The 22,842-nt window shown below is 67.9% G+C and carries 23 protein-coding genes; 13 read left to right on the top strand and 10 right to left on the bottom strand.

All coding sequences use genetic code 11. The annotated features are described in order from the left end of the window. The first annotated feature begins 37 nt into the window (after positions 1-37). A complete protein-coding gene (locus G3A50_RS20050) occupies positions 38-1,858 on the top strand; it encodes a methanol/ethanol family PQQ-dependent dehydrogenase (protein WP_163076884.1) in 1,821 nt (606 codons plus the stop codon). Between the two features lie 12 nt (positions 1,859-1,870). On the opposite strand, the gene G3A50_RS20045 is transcribed toward G3A50_RS20050, so the two are convergent. From G3A50_RS20045 to atpD, 9 genes are read right to left on the bottom strand one after another with little or no spacing between them, the layout of a single operon-like run. Next, positions 1,871-2,731, bottom strand: coding sequence for a F0F1 ATP synthase subunit gamma (locus G3A50_RS20045; protein ID WP_163076883.1), 861 nt, complete (start codon positions 2,729-2,731; stop codon positions 1,871-1,873). Positions 2,732-2,741: 10 nt separating this feature from the next. Further along, positions 2,742-4,328, bottom strand: coding sequence for a F0F1 ATP synthase subunit alpha (locus G3A50_RS20040; protein ID WP_163076882.1), 1,587 nt, complete (start codon positions 4,326-4,328; stop codon positions 2,742-2,744). Next, positions 4,325-5,074: a F0F1 ATP synthase subunit B gene (locus G3A50_RS20035; protein ID WP_163076881.1), complete on the bottom strand. Its 750-nt coding sequence runs from the start codon at positions 5,072-5,074 to the stop codon at positions 4,325-4,327. Before G3A50_RS20035 ends, G3A50_RS20040 begins: the two co-directional genes overlap by 4 nt. Positions 5,075-5,087: 13 nt before the next feature. After that, positions 5,088-5,330 carry a F0F1 ATP synthase subunit C gene (locus tag G3A50_RS20030; protein ID WP_425483485.1) on the bottom strand — a complete coding sequence of 81 codons (243 nt, stop codon included), beginning with the start codon at positions 5,328-5,330 and terminating at the stop codon, positions 5,088-5,090. Positions 5,331-5,332: 2 nt separating this feature from the next. Further along, positions 5,333-6,034, bottom strand: a complete 702-nt coding sequence (locus G3A50_RS20025; protein WP_163076879.1) for a F0F1 ATP synthase subunit A — start codon at positions 6,032-6,034, stop codon at positions 5,333-5,335. Beyond that, positions 6,034-6,327: an N-ATPase subunit AtpR gene (locus G3A50_RS20020; protein ID WP_246251917.1), complete on the bottom strand. Its 294-nt coding sequence runs from the start codon at positions 6,325-6,327 to the stop codon at positions 6,034-6,036. The genes G3A50_RS20025 and G3A50_RS20020 overlap by 1 nt, the downstream gene beginning before the upstream one ends. Further along, positions 6,324-6,605, bottom strand: coding sequence for an AtpZ/AtpI family protein (locus tag G3A50_RS20015; protein ID WP_246251915.1), 282 nt, complete (start codon positions 6,603-6,605; stop codon positions 6,324-6,326). Before G3A50_RS20015 ends, G3A50_RS20020 begins: the two co-directional genes overlap by 4 nt. Further along, positions 6,602-7,063 (bottom strand): F0F1 ATP synthase subunit epsilon, encoded by a 462-nt coding sequence (locus G3A50_RS20010; RefSeq protein WP_163076878.1) that lies wholly within the window; start codon positions 7,061-7,063, stop codon positions 6,602-6,604. The genes G3A50_RS20015 and G3A50_RS20010 overlap by 4 nt, the downstream gene beginning before the upstream one ends. Continuing rightward, positions 7,060-8,511 carry a F0F1 ATP synthase subunit beta gene (atpD, locus tag G3A50_RS20005; protein WP_163076877.1) on the bottom strand — a complete coding sequence of 484 codons (1,452 nt, stop codon included), beginning with the start codon at positions 8,509-8,511 and terminating at the stop codon, positions 7,060-7,062. Before atpD ends, G3A50_RS20010 begins: the two co-directional genes overlap by 4 nt. Positions 8,512-8,768: 257 nt before the next feature. On the opposite strand from atpD, the gene G3A50_RS20000 reads away from it, so the two are divergent. The 12 genes from G3A50_RS20000 to mazG all read left to right on the top strand — a co-directional run bounded on the left by G3A50_RS20000 (position 8,769) and on the right by mazG (position 21,442). Then, positions 8,769-10,511 carry an alkaline phosphatase gene (locus G3A50_RS20000; protein WP_163076876.1) on the top strand — a complete coding sequence of 581 codons (1,743 nt, stop codon included), beginning with the start codon at positions 8,769-8,771 and terminating at the stop codon, positions 10,509-10,511. 75 nt (positions 10,512-10,586) lie between these two features. Further along, positions 10,587-11,063: a hypothetical protein gene (locus G3A50_RS19995; protein WP_163076875.1), complete on the top strand. Its 477-nt coding sequence runs from the start codon at positions 10,587-10,589 to the stop codon at positions 11,061-11,063. 2 nt (positions 11,064-11,065) lie between these two features. Further along, positions 11,066-11,731, top strand: coding sequence for an ABC transporter ATP-binding protein (locus tag G3A50_RS19990; protein WP_163076874.1), 666 nt, complete (start codon positions 11,066-11,068; stop codon positions 11,729-11,731). A gap of 3 nt (positions 11,732-11,734) precedes the next feature. Next, the gene (locus tag G3A50_RS19985; protein ID WP_163076873.1) at positions 11,735-13,003 is read left to right on the top strand and encodes an ABC transporter permease; all 1,269 of its coding nucleotides are present in this window, start codon (positions 11,735-11,737) and stop codon (positions 13,001-13,003) included. A gap of 289 nt (positions 13,004-13,292) precedes the next feature. After that, positions 13,293-14,255, top strand: a complete 963-nt coding sequence (locus tag G3A50_RS19980) for a septal ring lytic transglycosylase RlpA family protein (protein WP_425483484.1) — start codon at positions 13,293-13,295, stop codon at positions 14,253-14,255. 69 nt (positions 14,256-14,324) lie between these two features. After that, positions 14,325-15,557, top strand: a complete 1,233-nt coding sequence (locus G3A50_RS19975) for a D-alanyl-D-alanine carboxypeptidase family protein (RefSeq protein WP_210255178.1) — start codon at positions 14,325-14,327, stop codon at positions 15,555-15,557. Positions 15,558-15,559: 2 nt separating this feature from the next. After that, positions 15,560-16,273 carry a dTMP kinase gene (gene tmk / locus G3A50_RS19970; protein WP_246251913.1) on the top strand — a complete coding sequence of 238 codons (714 nt, stop codon included), beginning with the start codon at positions 15,560-15,562 and terminating at the stop codon, positions 16,271-16,273. Then, positions 16,270-17,301, top strand: coding sequence for a DNA polymerase III subunit delta' (locus G3A50_RS19965; RefSeq protein WP_163076871.1), 1,032 nt, complete (start codon positions 16,270-16,272; stop codon positions 17,299-17,301). Before tmk ends, G3A50_RS19965 begins: the two co-directional genes overlap by 4 nt. Before the next feature lie 37 nt (positions 17,302-17,338). Continuing rightward, positions 17,339-18,895, top strand: a complete 1,557-nt coding sequence (gene metG / locus G3A50_RS19960; RefSeq protein ID WP_246251911.1) for a methionine--tRNA ligase — start codon at positions 17,339-17,341, stop codon at positions 18,893-18,895. Next, on the top strand, positions 18,892-19,665 hold the full coding sequence (locus tag G3A50_RS19955) for a TatD family hydrolase (RefSeq protein ID WP_163076870.1): 774 nt from the start codon (positions 18,892-18,894) through the stop codon (positions 19,663-19,665). The genes metG and G3A50_RS19955 overlap by 4 nt, the downstream gene beginning before the upstream one ends. 19 nt (positions 19,666-19,684) lie before the next feature. Continuing rightward, positions 19,685-20,485, top strand: a complete 801-nt coding sequence (locus G3A50_RS19950; RefSeq protein ID WP_163076869.1) for an MBL fold metallo-hydrolase — start codon at positions 19,685-19,687, stop codon at positions 20,483-20,485. A gap of 108 nt (positions 20,486-20,593) precedes the next feature. Beyond that, the gene (gene mazG, locus G3A50_RS19945; RefSeq protein WP_163076868.1) at positions 20,594-21,442 is read left to right on the top strand and encodes a nucleoside triphosphate pyrophosphohydrolase; all 849 of its coding nucleotides are present in this window, start codon (positions 20,594-20,596) and stop codon (positions 21,440-21,442) included. 2 nt (positions 21,443-21,444) lie between these two features. Here mazG and hflX read toward each other — a convergent pair whose 3' ends face one another. Next, positions 21,445-22,842, bottom strand: coding sequence for a GTPase HflX (gene hflX, locus G3A50_RS19940; RefSeq protein ID WP_210255177.1), 1,398 nt, complete (start codon positions 22,840-22,842; stop codon positions 21,445-21,447).

Raw genomic sequence — 22,842 nt, 5'->3', positions numbered from 1 at the left:
GGAGAATCCGGCGCGACCCGAAGGACGGGAGAGGGACATGAGGGCGATCGCACGGGCGGCCATCGCGGGCGCGGCGCTTTTGGTCGCGGCAGGCGCGGCGCAGGCCAATGACGATGTGCTGGACCACATCAAGAACCCGGCCGTTCAGGTCATCCAGACGCTGGATTACGCCAACACCCGCTATTCCCGGCTCGACCAGATCACCGCCGCCAATGTCGGCAAGCTCCAGGTCGCCTGGACCTTCTCCACCGGCGTCCTCCGGGGCCATGAGGGCAGCCCCCTCGTCGTCGACGGGGTGATGTATGTCCACACCCCGTTTCCCAACATCGTCTACGCGCTCGATCTCGACCATGACGGGCGTATCCTGTGGAAATATGAGCCGAAGCAGGATCAGGATGTCGCGGCCATCATGTGCTGCGATCTGGTCTATCGCGGCCTTGCCTATGCCGAGGGCATGATCTTCCTGCACCAGGCCGACACCACCATCGTCGCGCTCGACGCGAAGACCGGCGCGGTGCGCTGGACCGCCAGGAACGGCGACCCGAAGAAGGGCGAATCCAACACCGCCACCGTCATGCCGGTGAAGGACAAGCTCATTGTCGGCATCGCCGGCGCTGAGTTCGGCGCGCGCGGCCATATCAGCGCCTACAACCTCAAGGACGGCACCCTGGCCTGGCGCGCCTACTCGACCGGCCCGGACGTCGACATGCTGTTCGACCCGGAAACGACCACCGAGCTGGGCAGGCCGGTCGGTCGGGACTCCTCGCTCAAGAGTTGGGAAGGCGAGCAGTGGAAGATCGGCGGCGGCGCCCCGTGGGGCTGGTTCGCCTATGATCCCACGCTGAACCTCGTCTATTACGGCAGCGCCAATCCGGGCACGTGGAATCCTTCCCAGCGCCCCGGCGACAACAAATGGGCGATGACCATCTTCGCCCGCGACGCCGACACCGGGGTTGCCCGCTGGGTCTACCAGATGACGCCACACGACCAGTGGGACTATGACGGCGTCAACGAGATGATCCTGACCGATCAGGTCATCGCCGGACGATCCCGGCCGCTGCTCACCCATTTCGACCGCAACGGCTTTGCCTACACGCTCGACCGCGCGAGCGGGGAACTGCTGGTGGCCGAGAAGTTCGACCCCAGCGTGAACTGGGCGAGCGGGATCGATATGGACAAGGCCAGCCCGACCTATGGCCGCCCGATCCTTGATCCCGCCCATGGCACCGAGGCGGAAGGCGAGGACGTCACCTATTCCGGCATCTGTCCGGCGGCGCTCGGCACCAAGAACCAGCAGCCGGCGGCCTATTCGCCGCAGACCCACCTGTTCTACGTGCCCACAAGCCACATGTGCATGGATTACGAGCCGTTCTTCGTCGACTACGCGGTCGGCCAGCCCTATGTCGGCGCCACGCTCAACATGTATCCCGCCCCCGACGACAACCCGGACGGGCGCACCGGCAACTTCATCGCCTGGGACAATGTGAAGGGCCGCATCGTGTGGACCGTGCCCGAGCGTTTCTCGGTCTGGTCCGGCGCGCTGGCAACCGCCGGCGGCGTGGTGTTCTACGGCACGCTGGAAGGCTACCTGAAGGCACTCGACGCCCGCACCGGCAAGGAACTCTACCGCTTCAAGACCCCGTCCGGCATCGTCGGCAATGTCATGACGTATCAGCACAAGGGCCGGCAATATGTCGCCGTGCTGTCGGGCATCGGCGGCTGGGCCGGCATCGGCCTCGCCGCGGGCCTTACCGACCCCAATGCCGGCTCGGGCGCCAAGGATGCCTATTCGGCGCTGAACAGCTACACCGCGCTCGGCGGTCAGCTCACGGTGTTCGCGCTGCCCGACGGGCGCTAGCGCAGTGAGGGCTCAGGGCGCCTCGCTTTGGGCGCTCGAAAGTTCCAGGATCTCGCTGGTGATCTCCTCCTGCCGCAACCGACGGGAGCGGCCGACAAGCTCGCCGAGCGTGTCCTCGACATTGGTCTTCGCCGCGATCATCGCCCGCATGCGCGCCTCGTTCTCGGCGGCGAAGGACTGGATCACCGCCTCGCACAGCTCTGCGAAGATGTACTCCTCGGCCAGGCGGGCGAGCAGGATGTCGGGTGCCAGTGTCACCATCGGGGGTTCGGCGCGCTCCATTCGCGGGAACCGCGCGAAATCGAAGGGAACCAGCACCCTGTCGAGCACCTCCAGCGTCGCGGAAGAACCGGGCAGCGCATGGATGATCGACACGCTGCGCACCTCGTCCCGTCCGAGCGCGCGATAAAGTTCGTCGACGATCCGGTTCGCCAGCGCGCTTGCCTGCCCGACATGGGCGACCATGGACGCGGACCAGCTCACCTCCAGGCCACGCTCGGCGGCGGCCATCAGCCCCCGGTCCCCGACGATCATCAGCCGCGCCCCCTGCGGCACCTGTTCCATCCGGCGATCAACCGCGTCCAGCACCCGTTCGTTGAACGTTCCCGCAAAGCCCTGTTCGGCGCACAGCGCGACGATGGCGTGGCGGTCCTCGGGCAGGACGGATGAGACCGGGGCGAGGCCTGACGGCAGATGGGCTAGCGCGTCGCCAATGGCCGCCGCGATGGTGTCGGCATAGGCATGTATGCCGTCGAGCTGCCCGCGTGCCTCCCGCGAGCGCGCTGCCGCGATGCCCCGCATGGCCGCGATGACGGAGGAGAGCTGCTGCACCGACTGGATGCGGACCAGAACATCGCTCAGCCGCTCGCTCATCGCCGCGCCCTCACGAACCCGGTTCCCTGAGCCCCGCCGCCAGAGACCGCACGGTCTCGACAAGCCTGTCGCGCATCCCATCGTCGAGCTTGGCATCTCCCGCCAGCGCCTTGCCCGCGTCCGGCACGGAGGCGTCGATATGGCCGGGAATGCGGGCGCGCAGCTCCGGCATGGCCGCGACCGGCACCTCGTCCAGCACACCGGCGGCGAGCGCGGCAAGCAGCGCGATCTCATCCACCGGCCGCAGCGTGGCGAAGCGCGGCTGGGACAGCAGGGCGCGGATGCGCTCGCCACGGGTCAGCTGCGCCTTCACCCGCGTGTCGGCGATGCCACCGAAGCGGGAGAACATCTCCAGTTCAAGGAACTGCGAATAGTCGAGCCGGATGCGCCCGGACACCTGGCGAAGCGCCGGATGCTGCGCCTTGCCACCCACGCGGCTGACGCTCAGCCCCACATCGACTGCCGGCCGATGGTTCGCGGCGAACAGCTGCGAGCCAAGCACGATCTGCCCATCGGTGATCGAGATCAGGTTGGTCGGGATATAGGCGGAAAGATTGCCCGCGTCGGTCTCCGCGACCGGCAACGCGGTGAGCGAGCCGCCGCCAAGCTCCTTGGAGAGCTTCGACGCCCGCTCCAGCAGGCGCGCGTGGAGATAGAAGATATCGCCCGGATAGGCCTCGCGCCCCACCGGCTCGCGGGTCAACAGGGCGAGTTCGCGGTGGGTGACGGCGTGCTTGCTCAGATCATCGATGACGATCAGCGCATGCTGTCCCTTGTCGCGGAAATACTCCGCGATGGTCATGCCCGCGAAGGGCGCGATCCATTGCAGGCCCGGCGCGGAGGCGGCGGAGGCAACGACAAAGATGCACTTCTCCGGCGCGCCATGCTGGCGCACCGCCTCGATCACCCGCTCGACCGCCGTCGCACGCTGCCCGACCGCGACATAGACACAGACGATGTCCGAGTCCTTCTGGCTGATGATGGTGTCGACCGCGATCGCCGTCTTGCCGGTCGCCCGGTCGCCGATGATCAGCTCGCGCTGCCCGCGCCCCAACGTGAACAGCGCATCGACGACGAGAATGCCGGTATTGACCTGCTCGGTCACCAGATCGCGCTCGATGATCGAGGGCGCCGGGCGCTCTACCGGGTGATACGCCTCCGCCACCACCGGATCGCCTCCATCCAGCGGGCGGCCTAGCGGATCGACGATCCGCCCGAGCAGCCCGGGCCCGATGGGCACCTGCACCACGGCGCCGGTGCGCGACACCTTCATCCCGGCCTCGATGGCGCTCGCCGCGTCCAGGATGACCGTGCTGATCGTGTCCCTGTCGAGGGTCAACGCAAACCCGGTCTGGCCGCCCTCGAAATGCAGCAGTTCGTTGAGCCGCACCTCCGGCAGGCCGGACACCTGAGCGATTGCATCGGCGATGCGTTCGACCCGCCCGATCGACACCGCCTCCGGCCCCAGCGCCGTGCCGGAAAGCTCCGCGCGGCTGCGCGCCAGCCACTGGCTGGCGGCGTCATCGCCAGCGGGCGGGGCAGGGGAAGCGGGAAGGGGTGCGGGTAGGGGCGTGTCTTGCGGCGTTTCCCCCGTCATGGCGTCGGCCCTCCCGACGTGGCGAGTGCTGCCGCGACCCGGTCGAGATCCGCCCTCAGGCTGTTGCGCACGCTGGCATGGGGCAGGTCGAGTTCAAGCCCGGCGATCAGCGCGGGATCCGCCGTCCAGGCGAGTTCGAGCGGGCGGCCGAGTGCCTGAGACAGGCGTTCCGTGCACAGTTTCGCCTCGCTCTGCGTCGGCATGCGCGCCGAGCGGATAGGAAGGGCCGCGCCGCCGGTGCCAAGACTGGCCCGAACCGGCGCGGGCAGGGCGGCCAGCGCCTCGACCAGCCCGTCGATGAAGCCCGCCACGCGCGCCTCTTCCGGCAGGCGGGACAGCAGCTTGTCGGCGATGTCGAGCGCCAGCGTGCTTGCCCGCCCCTCAATCGCGGCGGCATCGTCCTGGCGGGCGCGCGCGATGTCGGCTTCGGCCGCCTTGCGCAGCCGCTCCGCCTCCGCCCGCGCGCTGGCGAGAATGCCCTGCTTCTCCGCCTCGGCCTCCTCGGCGGCGCTCTTCAGGGCCGCCACGCGCGCCTGCGCCAGCCCTGCCGTCGCCTCCTCGGCCTTGTGCCGCTCCGCCTCCGCTGCAGCGCGATCGGCTTTGGCGTCATCCAGCGACTTGGTCGCCAGGGCGCGCCGTTCCTCGATCATCGCGGCCACGGGCCGGAACAGGAACCGGCTCAGAATCCAGATGAGGACGAGCACATTGGCCGTCTGCAGGCCGAGGGTCCACCAGTCGATCTTCATCGTGCGCTGATGCTCACTTGATGAAGGGATTGGCGAAAAGCACCAGCAGCGCGATCACCAGGCAGTAAATCGCCATGGTCTCGATCATCGCGAGGCCGACGAAAAGCGTGCGCGACAACGTGCCCGCCGCTTCCGGCTGGCGCGCGATCGCGTCCATCGCCGCCGCCACCGCGCGCCCCTCCGCGAGCGCGGGCCCGATCGCCCCGAAGGACACCGCGAGCGCCGCCGCGAGAATGCTCACCATTTCGATCGACATGTTCATGGGCGTGTCTGCTCCTCCGGGGCGGTCTTGCGGGGCGGCTGTCCCTCGCTGATGGCGGCGCCAATGAAGACGCAGGCGAGGACGGTGAAGATGTAGGCCTGCACGGCGCCGGTCAGCAGATCCAGCGCCATGAGCGGGATCGGCACCAGGAAGCCGGCGAGCGAGAGGATGATGCCGATCACGAACACACCGCTCATGATATTGCCGAACAGGCGGACGATCAGCGAGAAGGTTCGCGTGATCTGCTCGATCAGGTTGAGCGGGATCATGACCCAGCTCGGCTCGGCGAAGGTCTTCAGATAGCCCCAGAGCCCGCGCGTGTGCACGCCGTAATAGATGGTCGCGAAGAACACGATCAGCGCCAGCGCGGCGTCGGTTTCCAGATGCGCCGTCGGCGGCTCGATTCCCGGCACGAGCGAGGACCAGTTGGCAACCAGCACATAGATCAGGATGGTGCCGATCAGCGCGCGATACCGTGCCGGCTCGGCCTGCATCGTGTCGATGACCAGTCCGTCGATCATGCTCACCAGCGCCTCCAGCATCGCCTGCAGGCGCGAAGGTTGCAGCGCCAGCCGGCGGGTCGCGAGGTGAAGCACCACAGTCAGCACCAGCATGATCGCCCAGGTCACCAGCACCGGCGAGGTGATCGGCACCGGGCCGAGATAGAACTGGGCGTCGAGCGTCAGCGGCGAATTCATCACAGGCCTCCCACCCGACGCAGGAAGACGCGGCGCGTGACCAAAAGCCCGATCGCCCCCGCGAGCAGCGCCCCCGCACCAAGCCGCGCCAGCGCGTAGAACACGGCGCCGAGAATGGCGAAGCGAAGCAATTGCAGCCCGAAGGCAAGCGCGAACCCGCCGCCGAGATAGAGATCGGTGTTCCGCTTCAACGTGGCGAAGTGGATGAACCCGACCACGGCGCCGACCGCCAGCCCCACCGCGATATGGAGCACGTTCTGCGCCGTCAGGCTCTGCGACAAGGTCTCGATCACGGGCGATGCATCCACTTCCAGGCTGACCAGAAACCCAGCGCGGCCCCGATCATAATCAGCGGCGCCGAAAAGAAGACCCCGCTGGCGAAGGCGTGGTCCAGCCAGCGGCCCAGAAACACACCGAGCAGGGTGGGGACCACGATGGTCCATCCCAGAATGCCGATCTGCCCGAGCCGCGCGCCGAGCGAGGGTTCGGGCGTCTGCACGCCGCGTGCCGCCCGATCGGCGGCCGCACGTGCGGCCTCGCTCATTCGGTCTGGCGGCGGTACGGCGCTCATCCTGCCTCCTCGCCCTGTATCTGGCCCAGCACCGCCTCGGCGGTCGCTGTCTGTCCGGGACGCAGATAGCGCATGAGCTGGCGCACGGCATGCGCATGAAGACGTAGCTGCTCGGTGCGGGCCTTGCGATCCGCGTCGGTGTCGGCGAGACGCATGGCGGCGACTTTCGCCTCAAGCGTGCCGAGATCGTCGCCGAGGGTTCCCTGCCGGCAGGCGATGGCGACGCGCGCGCCACCCGTCGCCGTCAGCACGCCGCCCTCGACCACGCAGAAGTGTTCTTGTCCCCCGGCACCGCGCCAGCGCACCACCGAGGCGGGCAGCACAGTCAGGAAATCGGCATGGCCGGGCAGGATCCCGAAGCCGCCGCTCTCGTCCTCCGCCCGCATCGACGCAACATCCGCGCGATCGACAAGCACGCTCGCGGGGGTGGTGATGGTGAGGCGAAGGGTCCGGCTCATGCCGCCTTCTCCTTGGCCTGCGGGGCTTGGGCGGGCGCGGCCTTGCCGCCTCCCTGCGCCGCCTTCTCCTTCTCCCGTGCCTCGTCCAGCGTGCCGATCATGTAGAGCGAGCTCTCCTGCCAGTCGTCGCACGCGCCGGCGAGGATCGCCTTGCACCCGGCGATGGTGTCCGCCACCGCCACCGAACGTCCCGGCACCCCGGTGAACGCCTCGGTCACGGTGAAGGGCTGGGTGAAGAAGCGCTGCAACCGCCGCGCGCGTTGCACGATGCGCCGGTCCTCGGTTCCCAGTTCCTCCATGCCCAGCAGCGAGATCACGTCCTGAAGCTCGCGGTAATGCTCGATGGTCTGGCGCACCGCATTCGCAACATCCACGTGCTCCTGCCCGACAATCAGCGGATCGAGCAGCACCGAAGATGAGGTGATCGGATCGATCGCCGGATACATCCCCTCCGCTGCCATGGAGCGCGAGAGCACGACCATGCTGTCGACATGGCTGGCGATGGTGGTCACCGCCGGGTCGGTGAAGTCGTCGGCCGGCACATAGACCGCCTCAATCGCCGTCACCGACGCGCCGCCGACGGACGCGATGCGCTCCTGAAGCGCGGCCACCTCGCTCGCCAGCGTGGGCTGGTAGCCGACGCGCGAGGGAATGCGCCCGAGCAGCCCCGAAACCTCCGCCCCCGCCTGCACGAAGCGGAACACGTTATCCATCAGCAGCAGCACGTTGCGGTGCAGCTCGTCGCGGAAATACTCGGCGATGGTGATCGCGGTCATCGGCACCCGCCAGCGCGCGCCCGGCGGCTCGTTCATCTGGCCGTAAACCAGCACGGTGCGGTCCAGTACCTTGGAGGCGGTCATGTCCTGAAGCATTTCGTGCCCCTCGCGGGAGCGCTCGCCGACACCGGCAAAGACCGAGATGCCCTGATAGCTGGCCACCATGGCGTGGATCAGCTCCATCACCAGCACGGTCTTGCCGACACCCGCCCCGCCGAACATCGCCGCCTTGCCGCCCTGCGCCAGCGGCGTGAGCAGGTCCAGCACCTTGATACCGGTTGCGAAGAGGTCGGATGTGCCGGTCTGCCTGTCGAGCGCGGGCGCGGCGCGATGGATCGGTCGCTTCGGCACATCGCCGGGCAGGGGACCCAGACGATCACCCACCGTTCCGACCACGTCGAGCAGGCGGCCCAGCACCGCATCGCCCACCGGCACCTCGATCGGCCCGCCGGAGCGTCTGACGACGTCGCCGCGCCTCAGCCCGGTGGTGGCCTGCAGGGCGATGGCCCGCACCGTGCTGCGGTCGAGATGGGCCTGCACCTCGGCAATGATGGTGCCGCTGCGGTCGTCGCCGATCGACACGGATTCGTTGATCTCCGGCATCGCCCCCTCGCCGAAGTCGATGTCCACCACCGCTCCCCGGACGGCCACGACATTTCCGTTCGTCTCCATCGCAGAATTCTCCTCGTGGAGCACACTACACGCCCGCCACGCCCACCCCTTGATATCCATCATCGCGGGGTCGTTCGCGCGGCGCGTCCATCGCCTGTGTCGGCCAACTGTAGCAGGAAAAAAGGCGGCGCCATGGGAGCCGCGGGGCATCGCCCTGCCGACGGGTACTTCGCCCTTTTGCGCAGGGCGACAGTCATCGCCCTGACATCCAGCGGGACTAACCGGAGGCACGCCCAAATTCCTCGGGAGAAACGCGGATGCGAAGCCTGCTCGTGGCCCTTGCGGCCACCACCTGTCTTGTCTCGGTTGCCAATGCGGCGACCGTTTATCCTCTTGACCGCGCCACCATACTCGCAGGCTCGCCCTTCGACCTGAAGGTGGAGTTCGACACCGTCGTCGCGCCGGCCGACGTCACCGTCACCATCAATGGCGAGCCGGCCGAGAAGGTTCTCGGCAAGAGCGTCGAGTTCGTCGAGAAGGAGGAGGGCGCCGACGCCTCCGCCGTGCTCGTGCGCGCCGTCCGCATCGCCAGCCCGGGCTCCTACACCGTGGAAGCCAAGGCCGGCGCCGAGACCCGCACCGTAGTCTGGGATGTCTACGCGACGCCCGCGACGCCCAAGGCGAAGAACGTCATCTTCTTCCTAGGCGACGGCCTCTCGGTGGCGCACCGCACCGGCGCCCGTCTCATGTCCAAGGGCATGCATGAGGGCAAGGCCGACGGCCGCCTGAACATGGACGACATCCCGCCGGCCGCCTTCATCGGTACCTCGGCGACGAACGCCATCGCCACCGACAGCGCCAACACAATGTCGGCCTACATGACCGGCCACAAGACTGCCGTGAACGCTATCGGCGTCTATGCCGACCGCACCAAGGATCCCTTCGACGATCCGCGCGTGGAGAACATCGCCGAGGCCCTGCGCCGTACCACCAAGAAGTCGATCGGCATCGTGGCGAAGTCCGAGGTCGAGGACGCCACCCCGGCCGCCGTCGTCGCCCACACCCGCCTGCGGGCCCGCAAGGCGGAGATCGTCGGCGACCTGTTCGACATCAAGCCCGAGGTCCTCCTGGGCGGCGGCTCGGCCTACTTCCTGCCCAAGGCGACGCCGGGCTCGAAGCGCAAGGACGAGAAGGACTACGTCCAGATGTTCCGCGATGCCGGCTACACGCTGGCCACCAGCAAGGACGAGCTGGCCACGGCAGCGGGTACCAATTCGGGCAAGATTCTCGGCCTGTTCCACACCGGCAACATGGACGCGGAACTCGACCGCCAGTTCCTGAAGAAGGGCACGGTGTCGAAGTTCCCGAACCAGCCGGGCCTGGTCGATATGACCAAGGTGGCGATCGACGAACTGGCCAAGAACCCGGAGGGCTTCTTCCTGATGGTCGAAGGCTCCTCCATCGACAAGATGTCCCACCCGATGGACTGGGACCGCGCGCTGGTGGACACCATCGAGTTCGACCAGGCCATCGGCATCGCCGTCGACTTCGCCAAGACCCATCCCGACACGCTGATCGTCGTCACCGGCGACCACACCCACGGCGTGTCGATCATCGGCACGGTCGATGACGACAAGCCGGGCACCGAGATGCGCGAGAAAGTCGGTACCTACGCCGATGCCGGCTTCCCGAACTATGAGGACAAGGACGGCGACGGCTACCCCGACCGCATCGATGTCTCCCGTCGGCTGATGCTCTTCTCCAACAACTTCCCCGACTATTACGAAACCTTCCGTCCCAAGCTTGACGGTCCGTTCGAGCCGGCGGTGAAGAACGAGAAGGGCGAGTACGTGGCGAACGAGCAGTACAAGGACGTGCCCGGCGCCGTGCTGCGCATCGGCAATATCCCCCGCGACGGCGACACGGCGGTCCACGCGGTCGACGACGTGGTGCTGCAGGTTACCGGCCCGGGTGGGGACGGCTTCCGCGGCTACATGGAGCAGAGCGACGTCTACCGCGCGCTGGTCGATGCGATGGCCCTCGCCCCCAAGCAGAACTGACACGCGTGATCCACAGCGACCTTCCCGGCCCGGGCGGCAGCGCCCGGGCCGGGCCCATTCGGGGGAGTACGGCACATGGCGCAGAAGAGGGCACGACACGCGCTTTCGCGGCGGCACCTGCTACAGGCCGCCGCCGGCCTGTGCGCCGGCTCCTGCCTCATGACGTCCCGCGCGGCCTATGCCGCGACCCTGCTCGATTTCGACGAGCTTTACGGCACGGTCGGCGTGCTCGGCCTGACCTTTTCCGACAAGGTGAAGGCGCTGAACGGCCACGAGGTCGCGATGCGCGGCTTCATGGCGCCGCCGCTCAAGGCGGAGGCCGACTTCTTCGTGCTCACCGAAATTCCGATGTCGCTCTGCCCGTTCTGCTCCTCCGATGCGGACTGGCCGGACAACATCGTCGTCATTCGCCTGAACCGGGCCCAGACCTTCGAGCAGGCCAATGCGCTGATCGAAGTTGAGGGCACGCTGGAGGTCGGTTCCTGGACCGATCCCGCGACCGGCTTCGTCAGTCTCCTGCGCATCGTCGGCGCCAGCTTTCGCGCGGCCTGATCATGTCCGACCTTCTGCTGCGCGACGTCGTGGTGCGCTTTCCCGGGCTGGAAAGCCCCGCGCTCGCCATTCCCGCGCTGGACCTTCCCGCCGGCGCACAGGTCGCGCTCACCGGCCCCTCGGGATGCGGAAAGACCACGCTGATCAATGTGTTGACAGGCCTGGAGCGCGTCAGCCACGGCCGCGTCGCGTGGAACGGCACGGATCTCGCAACATTGGGCGAGGGCGAGCGCGACCGCTGGCGCGCCGCCAATGTCGGCCTCGTCATGCAGGACTTCCACCTGTTCCCCGGTCTTTCCGCGCTGGAGAACGTGCTGCTCCCGCAGCGTCTGGCTCGGTTCCGCCTTCCGGCCGGGGTGAGGGACGAAGCGGTGCGCCTGCTCGGGCGCGTCGGCATCACCCGGCTGGAACAGCCAATTGAGACCATGTCGCGTGGCCAGATGCAGCGGGTGGCCGTGGCCCGGGCGCTGGTCGCCCGACCGGGCATCATCGTCGCCGACGAGCCGACCGCCAGCCTCGACGGTGCTTCCGGCGCGGCGGTCGCCGAACTCCTCACCGGACTGGCCGGGGAGGCCGGCGCCACGCTGATCGTGGCCAGCCACGACCCCCGGCTGGTGGAACGCCTCGGGCACACCCTGCGCCTCGACGGCGGCCGACTGGAGAGCTGAGCCATGTTCCGCTTCATTCAGGCCGACCTCAGGCGCCACTGGGCCGGCGTCGTCGCCGTCACCCTCATCGTCGCCCTTGCCACCGCGCTCGGCGTGGTGGTGACGCTGCAGGAGCGCGCGCTACGGCTCGGCAGCGCCCGCGCGGCGGAGGCGTTCGACCTCGTCATCGGCGCGCCGGGAAGCGAGACCCAGCTCGTGCTGTCCTCGGTCTTCCTGCAGGCCGCGCCCTTGCCGCTCATGCCTGGCAGCGTGCTCGCCGGCCTCCTCGCCGATCCCCGCGTCGCCTGGGCGGCTCCGGTCGGATTCGGCGATTTCGTCGAGGGCAGCCCGATCGTCGGCACCACCTCCGCGCTGGTCGAGGGCGTCGGCGGCGTGTCGCAGGGCAGGGCGTTCGAGCATGTCGGCGATGCGATCATCGGCGCTTCGGTCGGCATGCGCATCGCCGACACGTTCCATCCCCAGCATGGCCGGGTAGGCGAGCCGGCCGGGGTTCATACCGAGGCCAGCTATCATGTCGTCGGCCGGCTCAGGCCGACCGGCACGGCCTGGGACCGCGCCGTGCTGGTGCCGATCGAAGCGGTCTGGCATCTCCACCAGCACGAGGCACCCGCAAAGCCCACCGCCGGCGCGGTGCCGGAACCCTTCTTCCAGCCTCCCCATGAGCCGGACGGCGACCATCCCGACGGCCTCGGTTTCGCCGCTCCGATCCGGCCCGACGCCGTGGCCGCGCCGGACGCGCCGGGCCTGCCGGCCATTGTCGTGAAGCCGAAATCGATCGCCGACGCCTACAAGCTCCGGCAAAGCTACCGCAACGATCACACCATCGCCGTGTTCCCCGGCGAGGTGCTGACCCGGCTCTACGGCACGCTCGGCGATGTGCGCTACGTGCTCACCATGGTGGCCGCCGGCGCGCAGGCACTGGTGGGGGCGGCGATCCTTCTGGTCGTCACCGTCCACATCCTGCAGCGCCGCCGCCAGATCGGCGCCCTGCGGGCGCTGGGCGCCCCCCGCGGCGCGATCTTCGCCATTGTGTGGTCGGAGGCCTTCCTCATCATCGGCGCCGGACTGTGCCTTGGTTTCGCGGTCGGCTACGGTGCGGCGCGCGCCCTGTCCACCGTCTTCACCGCCGCCAGCGGCATCGCCCTGCCGGTCGTGTTCGAAGCCGGCGATCTGGTTCGGCTGGCCTCGCTGCTGGCGGTCACCGCGCTCATCGCCAGCCTGCCGGCGGTGCTGGCCTATCGTCAGTCGCCCGCCGGGGCGCTCAGGGCGTGAACGCGCCGGAAAACGCCGCCGGGCGCGGATCCAGCACCCGTAAGGCGCGAATTCCCCTGCGGCGACCGAAACTTACCCTTCCTTTACCATAATGTAATGTGCGCCGCATTTTTGCCCCACTCGGACAGCCTCTTGTGCAACATGCAGTGGGGTCGTGGGGATCCATCCTGCGGTTTGAATTGAGGCGCGCCTTTACCGGCCGTGTGGGATGATCACGGAGGGCAGGGTGCACGCGAAGTGGTCGGGGTGCATGGGGACGAAACAAGCTCTTGCTCGAGCCGCCGGTATGATGCCGGCGAATAAAGTCCTCACTGGCATCGGTCGGGTCGCGCTTCTGTGCGGTGTCGGCCTGGTGGTTGCCAATTGCAGCGGCTCTTCCAAGCTTTCCAGCAAGATCGACCCCAAATACGGCGTTTCCGCCAGCCCACGCGTCGTCAAGGCCGGCGAACCGGTACCGAAGGGCGGCGGCACCTATCGCGTCGGCAAGCCCTATGTCGTTGGCGGCAAGACCTACACGCCGACCACTCCGAAGAAGGGCTACAAGTCCGAGGGTCTCGCCTCCTGGTATGGCGACGATTTCCATGGCCGCCTGACCGCCAACGGCGAAATCTTCGACATGAACGCGATCGCGGCGGCCCATCCCACGCTGCCGCTTCCGTCTTATGTCCGCGTGACCAATCTCAGCAACGGTCGGTCGATGATGGTTCGCGTCAATGACCGCGGCCCGTTCCACGGCAACCGCATGCTTGATGTGTCGAACCGCGCCGCCGATATGCTTGGTTTCAAGAACAAGGGCACGGCCCGGGTTCAGATGGAATATATCGGCCCGGCACCGCTGGAAGGCTCGGACGACATTCAGCTCGCCTCCACGCTGCGCATGAACGGCGCGGCACCGGCGCCGACCGTGATGCTCGCCTCTGCCGGTCCCATGCCGACCCGTGTCGCCGCCGCGCCGCAGAATGTTCCGCTTCCGCCCGCCCGTCCGTTTGATCTCGGCGAGCCGTCGGGCCCGATGGTGGCCGAGGCCGCGCCGGTCCGCGCCGTCAGCAAGCCGCGTACCGTTGCCGTGGCAGCGCCGGAGCCGGCGGCCAAGCCGCGCCCGGTCCGCGTGGCCAGCAGCGTTCCGAGCGCGCCGCTCGCCGACGAGCCGGCGTCCGCGCCGACGGGCTGGATGGTCGGCCCCGCCCCGGCAATGGGCTACGCATCCGAAGCCGTGGTGACGCCGGTAGGCAGCGGACGCGGTCTCTATTGATCCCAGGCGGGAGTTGCATTGCCGGAGCATCTGTCGGCTGGTAACTCTGCACAGTGGCAGGGAGGGCCGATGAGCACGACAGGCGCAACGAGCGGTAGTCCAGCCTTCCGTCCGGGAGTTCTGCGCGCGTATGCGTTGACGTTGCTCGCGTTGCTGATGGTGCCGCTGTCGTCGGCAGCCCTTGCCCAGTCCCAGCCGCCGGCCATTTCCGCACCGCAGGCGATTCTGATCGACTATGAAAGCGGCAGCGTCCTCTTCGAGCGCGCCGCCGACACGCCGAGCCCCCCCGCCAGCCTTGCCAAGCTCATGACCATGGCTGTGGTGTTCCGCGAGATCGCGGATGGCCGCCTGACGCCCGACACCGAATTCACGGTCAGCGAATATGCGTGGCGGCGTGGCGGCGCCCCGGCGGGCGGTTCCACCATGTTCGCGGCGCTCAATAGCTCGATCAAGGTCAGCGACCTGATGCGCGGCGTGATCATCCAGTCGGGCAACGACGCGGCGATCGTTCTCGCCGAAGGCATCGCCGGCAACGAACTCGCCTTCTCCACCAAGATGAACGAGGAAGCCAAGCGGATCGGCATGACGAACTCCTTGTTCGTCAATTCGAACGGCCTGCCGAGCCCCGAGCAGAACACCACCGCGCGTGACATGTCGAAGCTCGCGGCCCACATCATCCGCACCTATCCCGACTTCTATTCGATCTATGGCGAGACCAGCTTCACCTGGAACAAGATCCGCCAGAACAACCGCAACCCGCTGCTTGGTATGAGTCTCGGCGCGGACGGCCTGAAGACCGGCTACCTCAAGGAGGCCGGGTACAATCTTGTCGGGTCGGCGGTTCAGAACGGCCAGCGCCTGATCGTGGTCATCATGGGTGCCAACAGCGCGAAGGATCGAGCCGAGGATGCCCGCAAGCTGCTCGAATGGGGCTTTCGTTCCTTCGAATCGCGTCTCCTGTTCGAGAGCGGCCAGATCGTCGGCGAGGCGACGCTCTACGGCGGCGCGCGTGGCGGTGCGCCCCTGACCGGAACCGGCCCGATCCGTGTCGTCGTGCCGCGCTCGGGCGACGAGCGCTTAACCGCGCGCATCCGCTTTGAGGGGCCCATTGCCGCGCCGGTCGAGGAGGGCGCGCAGATCGCCCGGCTCGATGTCTATCGTGGCGACCAGCTCGCGCTTCAGGTGCCTCTCGTCGCGGCCGAGGCGGTGGAGCGCGGCCCGCTCTGGCGCCGGGCGATGGATGGCGCCTATGAACTGATGGTCAACCTGTTCCGCCAGGGCTACGCGAAACTCACAAGTTGAACATGGCCACCCGCAAAGCCGGCACCACCGGGCTTCGAGCCCCCCTGGAGCGTTCGCGAATGCCGGGCCGCTTCATCACCTTTGAGGGAGGCGAGGGGGCCGGCAAGTCCACGCAGGTCCGCCGCCTTGGTGAGCGGCTGGCCGCGCTCGGCCTGGAGGTCGTCACCACCCGCGAGCCGGGCGGCTCGCCCGGTGCGGAAATCGTTCGCCACCTGCTGCTGTCGGGCGCCGCCAAGCCGCTCGGACCGCTGGCCGAGGCCGCCCTGTTCGCCGCGGCCCGGGCCGATCATCTCGATGTCACCATCCGCCCCGCACTCAATCGCGGCGCCTGGGTCATCTCCGACCGTTTCGCCGATTCCACGCGGGTCTATCAGGGCGCGGTCGGCGATGTGGACCCAAAGCTTATCGCCACGCTGGAAGCCATCACCGTCGGGCCCACGCGGCCCGACCTGACCATCATCCTCGACGTTCCCGCCGAGCAGGGCCTCGGCCGCGCCGTCGCCCGCTCCGGCGCCTCGGCGGACCGCTTCGAGAGCGAGGGATTGAGCTTCCATCGCCATCTGCGCGAGGCCTTTCTGGAGCTTGCCGAGCGCGAACCCGAACGCTGCGTGCTGGTGGATGGCCGCCAGGATGCGGACGCTGTCACCGAGGCGGTCTGGCAGGCGGTCCGCGCCCGCCTCCCGCTCGACGACATCAAGCAGGGAACGCCGGTATGAGCGAACTTCCCGAAGCCGACCGCCTGCCCGGCGCGCCCGCTCCGCGCGAGCGTCAACGCCTGATTGGGCATGAAGAGGCCATCGCCATGGTCCGCGAGGCCTGGGATGCCGGCCGCCTGCCGCATGCGCTGCTGATCGGGGGGCCGGAGGGCGTCGGCAAGGCGACCTTCGCCTATCATGTCGCGCGCTTCGTGCTCGCGAACGGCGCGGCGCCGGCGCACAGCCTTGATGTCGACGCCTCCAATCCGGCCGCGCGCCAGGTGGCCGCGCTGTCGCATCCCGATCTTCTGGTGCTGCGCCGAACGCCCAACGACAGCGGCAAGCTACCGTCCATGATCCCGGCCGAGACGGTGCGCCGCGTGCGCAGCTTTTTCGGCTCCACGGCGGCGCTGGGCGGCTGGCGCGTCTGTGTCGTCGACACGCTCGACGAAATGAACGCCCAGGGCGCGAACGCCCTCCTGAAGACCCTGGAGGAGCCGCCCGAGCGCTCGCTCTTCCTGCTCGTCAGCCACGCGCCGGGCCGGCTGCTGCCGACCATACGCTCGCGCTGCCGCATGGTGCCGCTGCGGGGACTGGCACCTGGGCAGGTGGTCGCCGCGCTCGACGATCTCGCGGCTTCCATGCCCGATCTCGACCGCGCCCGCTTCGAGGAGGCCGCCGAGGCCAGTGAAGGCAGCGTGCGTGCTGCGCTGGCCTTGCTCTCGGGCGATGGCCTGGCCGTCCGCCGCGCGACGACCGCTCTCCTGGACACGCTGCCGGGCACTGACCCGAAGGCGTTGCACGCGCTCGGCGACAGCCTACAGGGCGACCGGGGAGGGGCGCTGGAGAGTTTTGTGGCCACGGTGGAACTCTGGATCTCCGATCATGCCACCGGACGCCGCCAGAGCCCCGCGCTGCGCCTTGCACGCCTGCCGGAGGTGTGGGACAAGGTTCGCCGCGCTGCGGTCGACGCTGATACCTATAATCTCGACCGCAAGACCCTCGTTTTCAGGATCTTCGCGACGCTCAACGAGGCCGTCCGCCCGTGACAGCTCCGGGGTCCGGCCGTGCCGCAGGAACACCCGCGTGAAACCCGCCTACTACATCACCACCGCCATCGATTACCCGAACGGCTCTCCTCATATCGGCCATGCCTATGAGAAGATCGCCACGGACGCGCTCGCCCGCTTCAAGAAGCTCGACGGCTACGACGTGTTCTTCCTGACCGGCACCGACGAGCACGGCCTGAAAATGGCCCAGACCGCCGAGAAGCAGGGCCTTCAGCCGATCGAGTGGGCTACCAGGAATGCGAACCGTTTCAAGGAGATGGATGCGCTTCTTGGTGTGAATTATGATCGGTTCATCCGCACCACCGACGACGACCACATCGCCTCGACCCAGGCGATCTGGCGCCGCATGGTGGAGGCTGGCGACATCTATCTCGGCGCCTATTCCGGCTGGTATTCGGTCCGCGACGAAGCCTATTACGCCGAGGACGAGACCACCGTCGGCCCGGACGGCGTACGGCTCGGGCCGCAGGGCACCCCGGTCGAATGGACCGAGGAGAAGAGCTATTTCTTCCGCCTCTCGGCCTATCAGCAGAAGCTGCTCGACTACTACGCCGCGCATCCGGACTTCATTCGCCCCGAGGTGAGGCGCAACGAGGTTCTGAGCTTCGTGAAGGGCGGGCTGCAGGACCTTTCCATCAGCCGCACCACCTTCACCTGGGGCATCCCGGTGCCGGACGCGCCGGACCATGTGATGTATGTCTGGGTCGACGCGCTGACCAACTACATCACCGGCGTCGGCTACCCGGAAACCGACAGCGACAGCTTCAAGCGCTACTGGCCGGCGGACCTCCACGTCATCGGCAAGGACATCATCCGCTTCCACGCGGTCTATTGGCCGGCCTTCCTGATGTCGGCCGGGGTGGCACCGCCGAAGACGGTCTTCGCGCACGGCTTCATCCACAATCGCGGGGAGAAGATGTCGAAGTCAGTCGGCAACGTCATCGACCCCTTCGACCTCGCCAGGGCCTATGGCGTCGACGCGCTGCGGTACTTCCTGCTGCGCGAGATTCCCTTCGGCCAGGACGGCTCCTACAGCCACGAAGCCATCGTCGCGCGCACCAATGCCGACCTTGCCAACGATCTCGGCAATCTGGCCCAGCGCTCGCTGTCCATGATCGCCAAGAACCTGGGCGGCGCGCTGCCCGCCCCCGGCAGCCCGACGCCGGACGACGCGGCGATGCTCGCCGCCGTTGACGCGCTCGGGGAGAAGGTGAGGGCGGCGATGGAGCAGCAGCAGCTCCATCAGGCGCTCGGGGAGATCTGGGCGGTCGTTGCCGAGGCCAACCGCTACTTCGCCGGCGCCGCGCCGTGGGAGCTTCGCAAGACCGATCCCGAGCGCTTCGGCACCGTGCTGTGGACCACGGCGGAGCTGATCCGCCAGGTCGCCCTCCTCGCCCAGCCCTTCGTGCCCACGGGCGCCGCCAAGCTGCTGGACCTGCTCGCCGTTCCCGAGACCGCGCGCGCGTTCGACAGCCTCGGTGCGGCGGGCCGCCTCGCGGGAGGCACAGCTCTGCCGGCCCCGGCCGGGGTCTTCCCGCGCTATATCGAGCCTGAGACGTCGAGCCCGGCATGATCGTTGACAGCCACTGCCATCTGGACTTCCCCGATTTCGCGGCGGAACTCGACGCCGTCGTCGCCCGTGCCCGCGCGGCCGGTGTCGGCCGTCTGGTGACCATCGGCACGCGCGTGCGCCGCTCGGCGCAGGTGAGGGCGATCGCGGAGCGCTTCGACGACGTGTTCTGCTCCGTCGGCACCCACCCCCATAATGCGGGAGAGGAAGCCGACGTCACACTCGAAGAGCTGCTTGCCGAGGCCGATCACGCCAAGGTGGTCGCCATCGGCGAGGCGGGGCTCGACTACCATTACGACACCGCCCCGCGCGACGCGCAGGCGGCGAGCTTCCGGCTTCATATCGCGGCGGCACGGCAGACCGGGCTTCCCCTGGTCATCCATGCCCGCGACGCCGACGAGGACGTGGCCGCGATCCTGGAAGAGGAGAGCGCGAAGGGCGCCTTTTCCTTCGTCCTGCACTGCTTCACAGCCAGCGAGGCGCTCGCCCGCCGTGCGGTCGCGCTCGGCGGTTATGTTTCCTTTTCAGGGATCCTGACCTTCAAGTCCGGCGCGCCGCTACGCGACATCGCGGCCAGCCTTCCGGCCGAGCGCCTGCTGGTGGAAACCGATGCGCCCTACCTCGCCCCCAATCCGTGGCGCGGCAAGCGCAACGAGCCTTCCTATGTGGTCGAGACAGCCCGTATATTGGCCGAGGCGCGCGGTGTTTCACCGGAAGAGATGGCGGCGCTGACCACTGGGAATTTTTTCCGCCTGTTCTCGCGGGCGCACTGAACTAGGGCACCATTGGCGCATGGCTTACGTCTTCACCATTCTCGGCTGCGGTTCCTCTGGCGGGGTGCCGCGTGTCGGGCAGGGGTGGGGAGCCTGCGATCCGACGGAACCCCGCAACCGGCGCCGGCGCTGTTCGCTGCTCGTTGAGCGTTTCGGTGAGACGGATGCACAGCCCACGCGCGTACTGATCGATACCTCGCCGGACCTGCGCGAGCAGCTCCTGGATGCCGGTGTCGACCGGCTTGACGGCGTGCTGTTCACCCATGAGCACGCCGACCACACCCACGGCATCGACGATCTGCGGCCGCTGACGATTATGCATCGCCGGCGCGTCAACGTGCATGTCGACGCCGAGACCTCGGCCGTGCTGCACCAGCGGTTCGGCTACTGCTTCGAGACGCCGCCGGGAAGCGACTATCCGCCGATCCTCGCCGAGCACCGCTTCAAGGACGGTGACACCATCCGCGTTGAGGGTCCGGGCGGCCCGATCGAGGCGACGGCGTTCCAGCAGTATCACGGCAGCATCATCTCTTACGGCTTCCGCATCGACGGGCTGGCGTATTCGAGCGACCTTCATGATCTGCCGGCACGCAGCCTGCGGCATCTGGAAGGCCTTCATGTGTGGATCATCGACGCGCTCAGGCACACGCCGCATCCGACCCATTTCTCGCTGAGCGAGGCACTGGAGTGGATCGGACGCATGCAGCCCAGACAGGCCGTGCTCACCAACATGCACACCGACCTGGACTACGCTGCGGTGTCGCGTGATCTGCCGCAATCGGTCACCGCCGCCTATGACGGCCTGAAAATCACGCTGTGACAGGTAGTTGGACGGTATCTCTGATCCAAAGCGTGGCGCCAACAATATCTTTGTTTTCCATAATATGTCTTCTGCGACTCGTATATGGGTGAATTTGGAGATGCGGGCATGACGCCATCACGGGACATATCCCGCCTCCTCGAGATCATGGCCGCGCTGCGCACGCCCGGTTCCGGCTGCCCTTGGGATCTGGAGCAGGACTTCGCCTCTGTCGCGCCCTACACCATCGAGGAGGCCTATGAGGTCGCGGACGCCATCGCGCGCGACGACCTTGAGGATCTGTGCGACGAGCTTGGCGATCTTCTGCTGCAGGTCGCATTCCACGCCCGCATGGCGCAGGAGCGCGGCGCTTTCGATTTCGGCGATGTCGTCACCGCGATCACATCCAAGATGATCCGGCGCCATCCCCACGTCTTCGGCGACGCCCGTGGGCGCGATGTGTCGGCGGTGAATGCGGCCTGGGCGGCGATAAAGGCCGAGGAGAAGGCTCTGCGCGCACAGCGCCGGGTCCAGCGCGGATTGCCTCCGGAGCCGCCTGCAGGCCGCACCCTGGACAGCGTGGCGGCGGGCGCGCCTGCCCTCGCCCGCGCGGTGAAGCTTCAGGCCAAGGCGGCCACTGTCGGCTTCGACTGGCCCGATACCCGGCAGGTTCTCGACAAGATCCGCGAGGAAATCGACGAGGTCGAGGCCGAGATCGTCAGCGGCGACCGGCAGGCGGCGGCGGGCGAAGTGGGAGACCTGCTTTTCGCGCTCGCCAATCTGGCCCGCCATCTGGACGTCGATCCCGAGGCCGCGCTGCGGGGCACGAACGAAAAGTTCATGCGCCGCTTCGGCTATATCGAGGACCGGCTGGCAGAGCAGGGGCGCTCACCGGGCGAGGCCAGCCTGGAGGAAATGGAGGCACACTGGCAGGCCGCCAAATCCGCCGCCCCTGCCCCCTCCGGCGACGGCGACTAGTCTCAGGCCGCCCCGCGCGCCTTCATGCGGCGGGCGCCGAAGCGGCGCTCGATATGCTCCGCGCGGTCTTCGGGAACGCGGACGACGAGATGCAGCCGCCCGTCTTCGCCCTCGCGCCGGTCCATCACCTCGGAATGGCGGTAGAGCCAGCTCAGGCCCTCGCCATCGGGCGCCTCCAATTCGACGCTCAGCATCACCCGGTCGCGGCCGAGCCGCGTGCTGATCGTGGCGAGGAGGGTGTCCATCCCCTCCCCGGTCAGCGCCGAGACCGGTATGGGCCGCGCCTCGCCCTCGCGGCGGGAAACCGTGTTGAACAGGCGCGTGCGCCCGTCCTCGTCGAGCTGGTCGATCTTGTTCCAGACCTCGATGAGCCGGTGATGGTCGGCCGGATCGATATCGAGATCGGACAGCACCTGTTCGACATCATGGGCCTGCGCCTCGGCATCCTCGTGGGAAACATCGCGCACATGCAGGATGAGATCGGCCTCGATCACCTCTTCCAGCGTGGCGCGGAACGCGGCGACGAGCTGGGTCGGCAGGTCGGAGATAAAGCCCACCGTGTCGGACAGGATCACACGCTCGCCACCCGATAGCTGCACCGCGCGCAGCGTGGGGTCCAGCGTGGCGAAGAGCAGGTCCTGCGCCCTCACCTCGGCCCGTGTCAGCCGGTTGAACAGCGTCGACTTGCCGGCATTGGTGTAGCCCACCAGCGCGACGATCGGATACGGCACCTTCTTGCGGCTGGCCCGGTGCAGCGCACGGGTGCGTTTCACCTGCTCCAGCTCGCGCTCGATCTTGACGATCCGCTCCCCGATCAGGCGGCGGTCGGCCTCGATCTGGGTCTCGCCGGGCCCGCCAAGGAAGCCGAAGCCACCGCGCTGACGTTCCAGATGGGTCCAGGAACGCACCAGCCGGCTGCGCTGATAATTGAGATGGGCAAGCTCCACCTGCAGCACGCCTTCCTTGGTGCGTGCCCGCTGGCCGAAGATTTCGAGAATCAGCGCGGTGCGGTCGATCACCTTGGCCGACCACGCTTTTTCAAGATTGCGCTGCTGCACCGGGCTCAGGGGAGCGTCCACGAAGACCAGACCGGCCTCGTTGGCGCTCACCTGTTCACCGACTTCCTCGACCTTGCCCGTGCCCAGATAGGTCGCCGGCCGGACCTGGGAAAGGCTGACGGTCAGGGCGGCGACGACATCGAGATCGATGGCGAGCGCCAGCCCGACCGCCTCGTCAAGCCGCGCCTCCGGCGTACGCCGGGTCGCGTCCTCCTCGGCGCCGCGCCGGGCATGGTGGGGGACGATGACCACGACGCGGGTCGCGTCGCCCTCGGTAGCATGCTCAGCCGGAAGCCCGGCGGTACGACCGGCGGGTGAGCGCCGGGATCCCTTGAGTTCCAA

This window comes from Ancylobacter pratisalsi, assembly GCF_010669125.1.
In the GTDB taxonomy this organism is placed as follows: Bacteria; Pseudomonadota; Alphaproteobacteria; order Rhizobiales; family Xanthobacteraceae; genus Ancylobacter; species Ancylobacter pratisalsi.
Note: the sequence above shows the minus strand (reverse complement) of the source record. Positions and strands in the feature narration are given on the sequence as shown.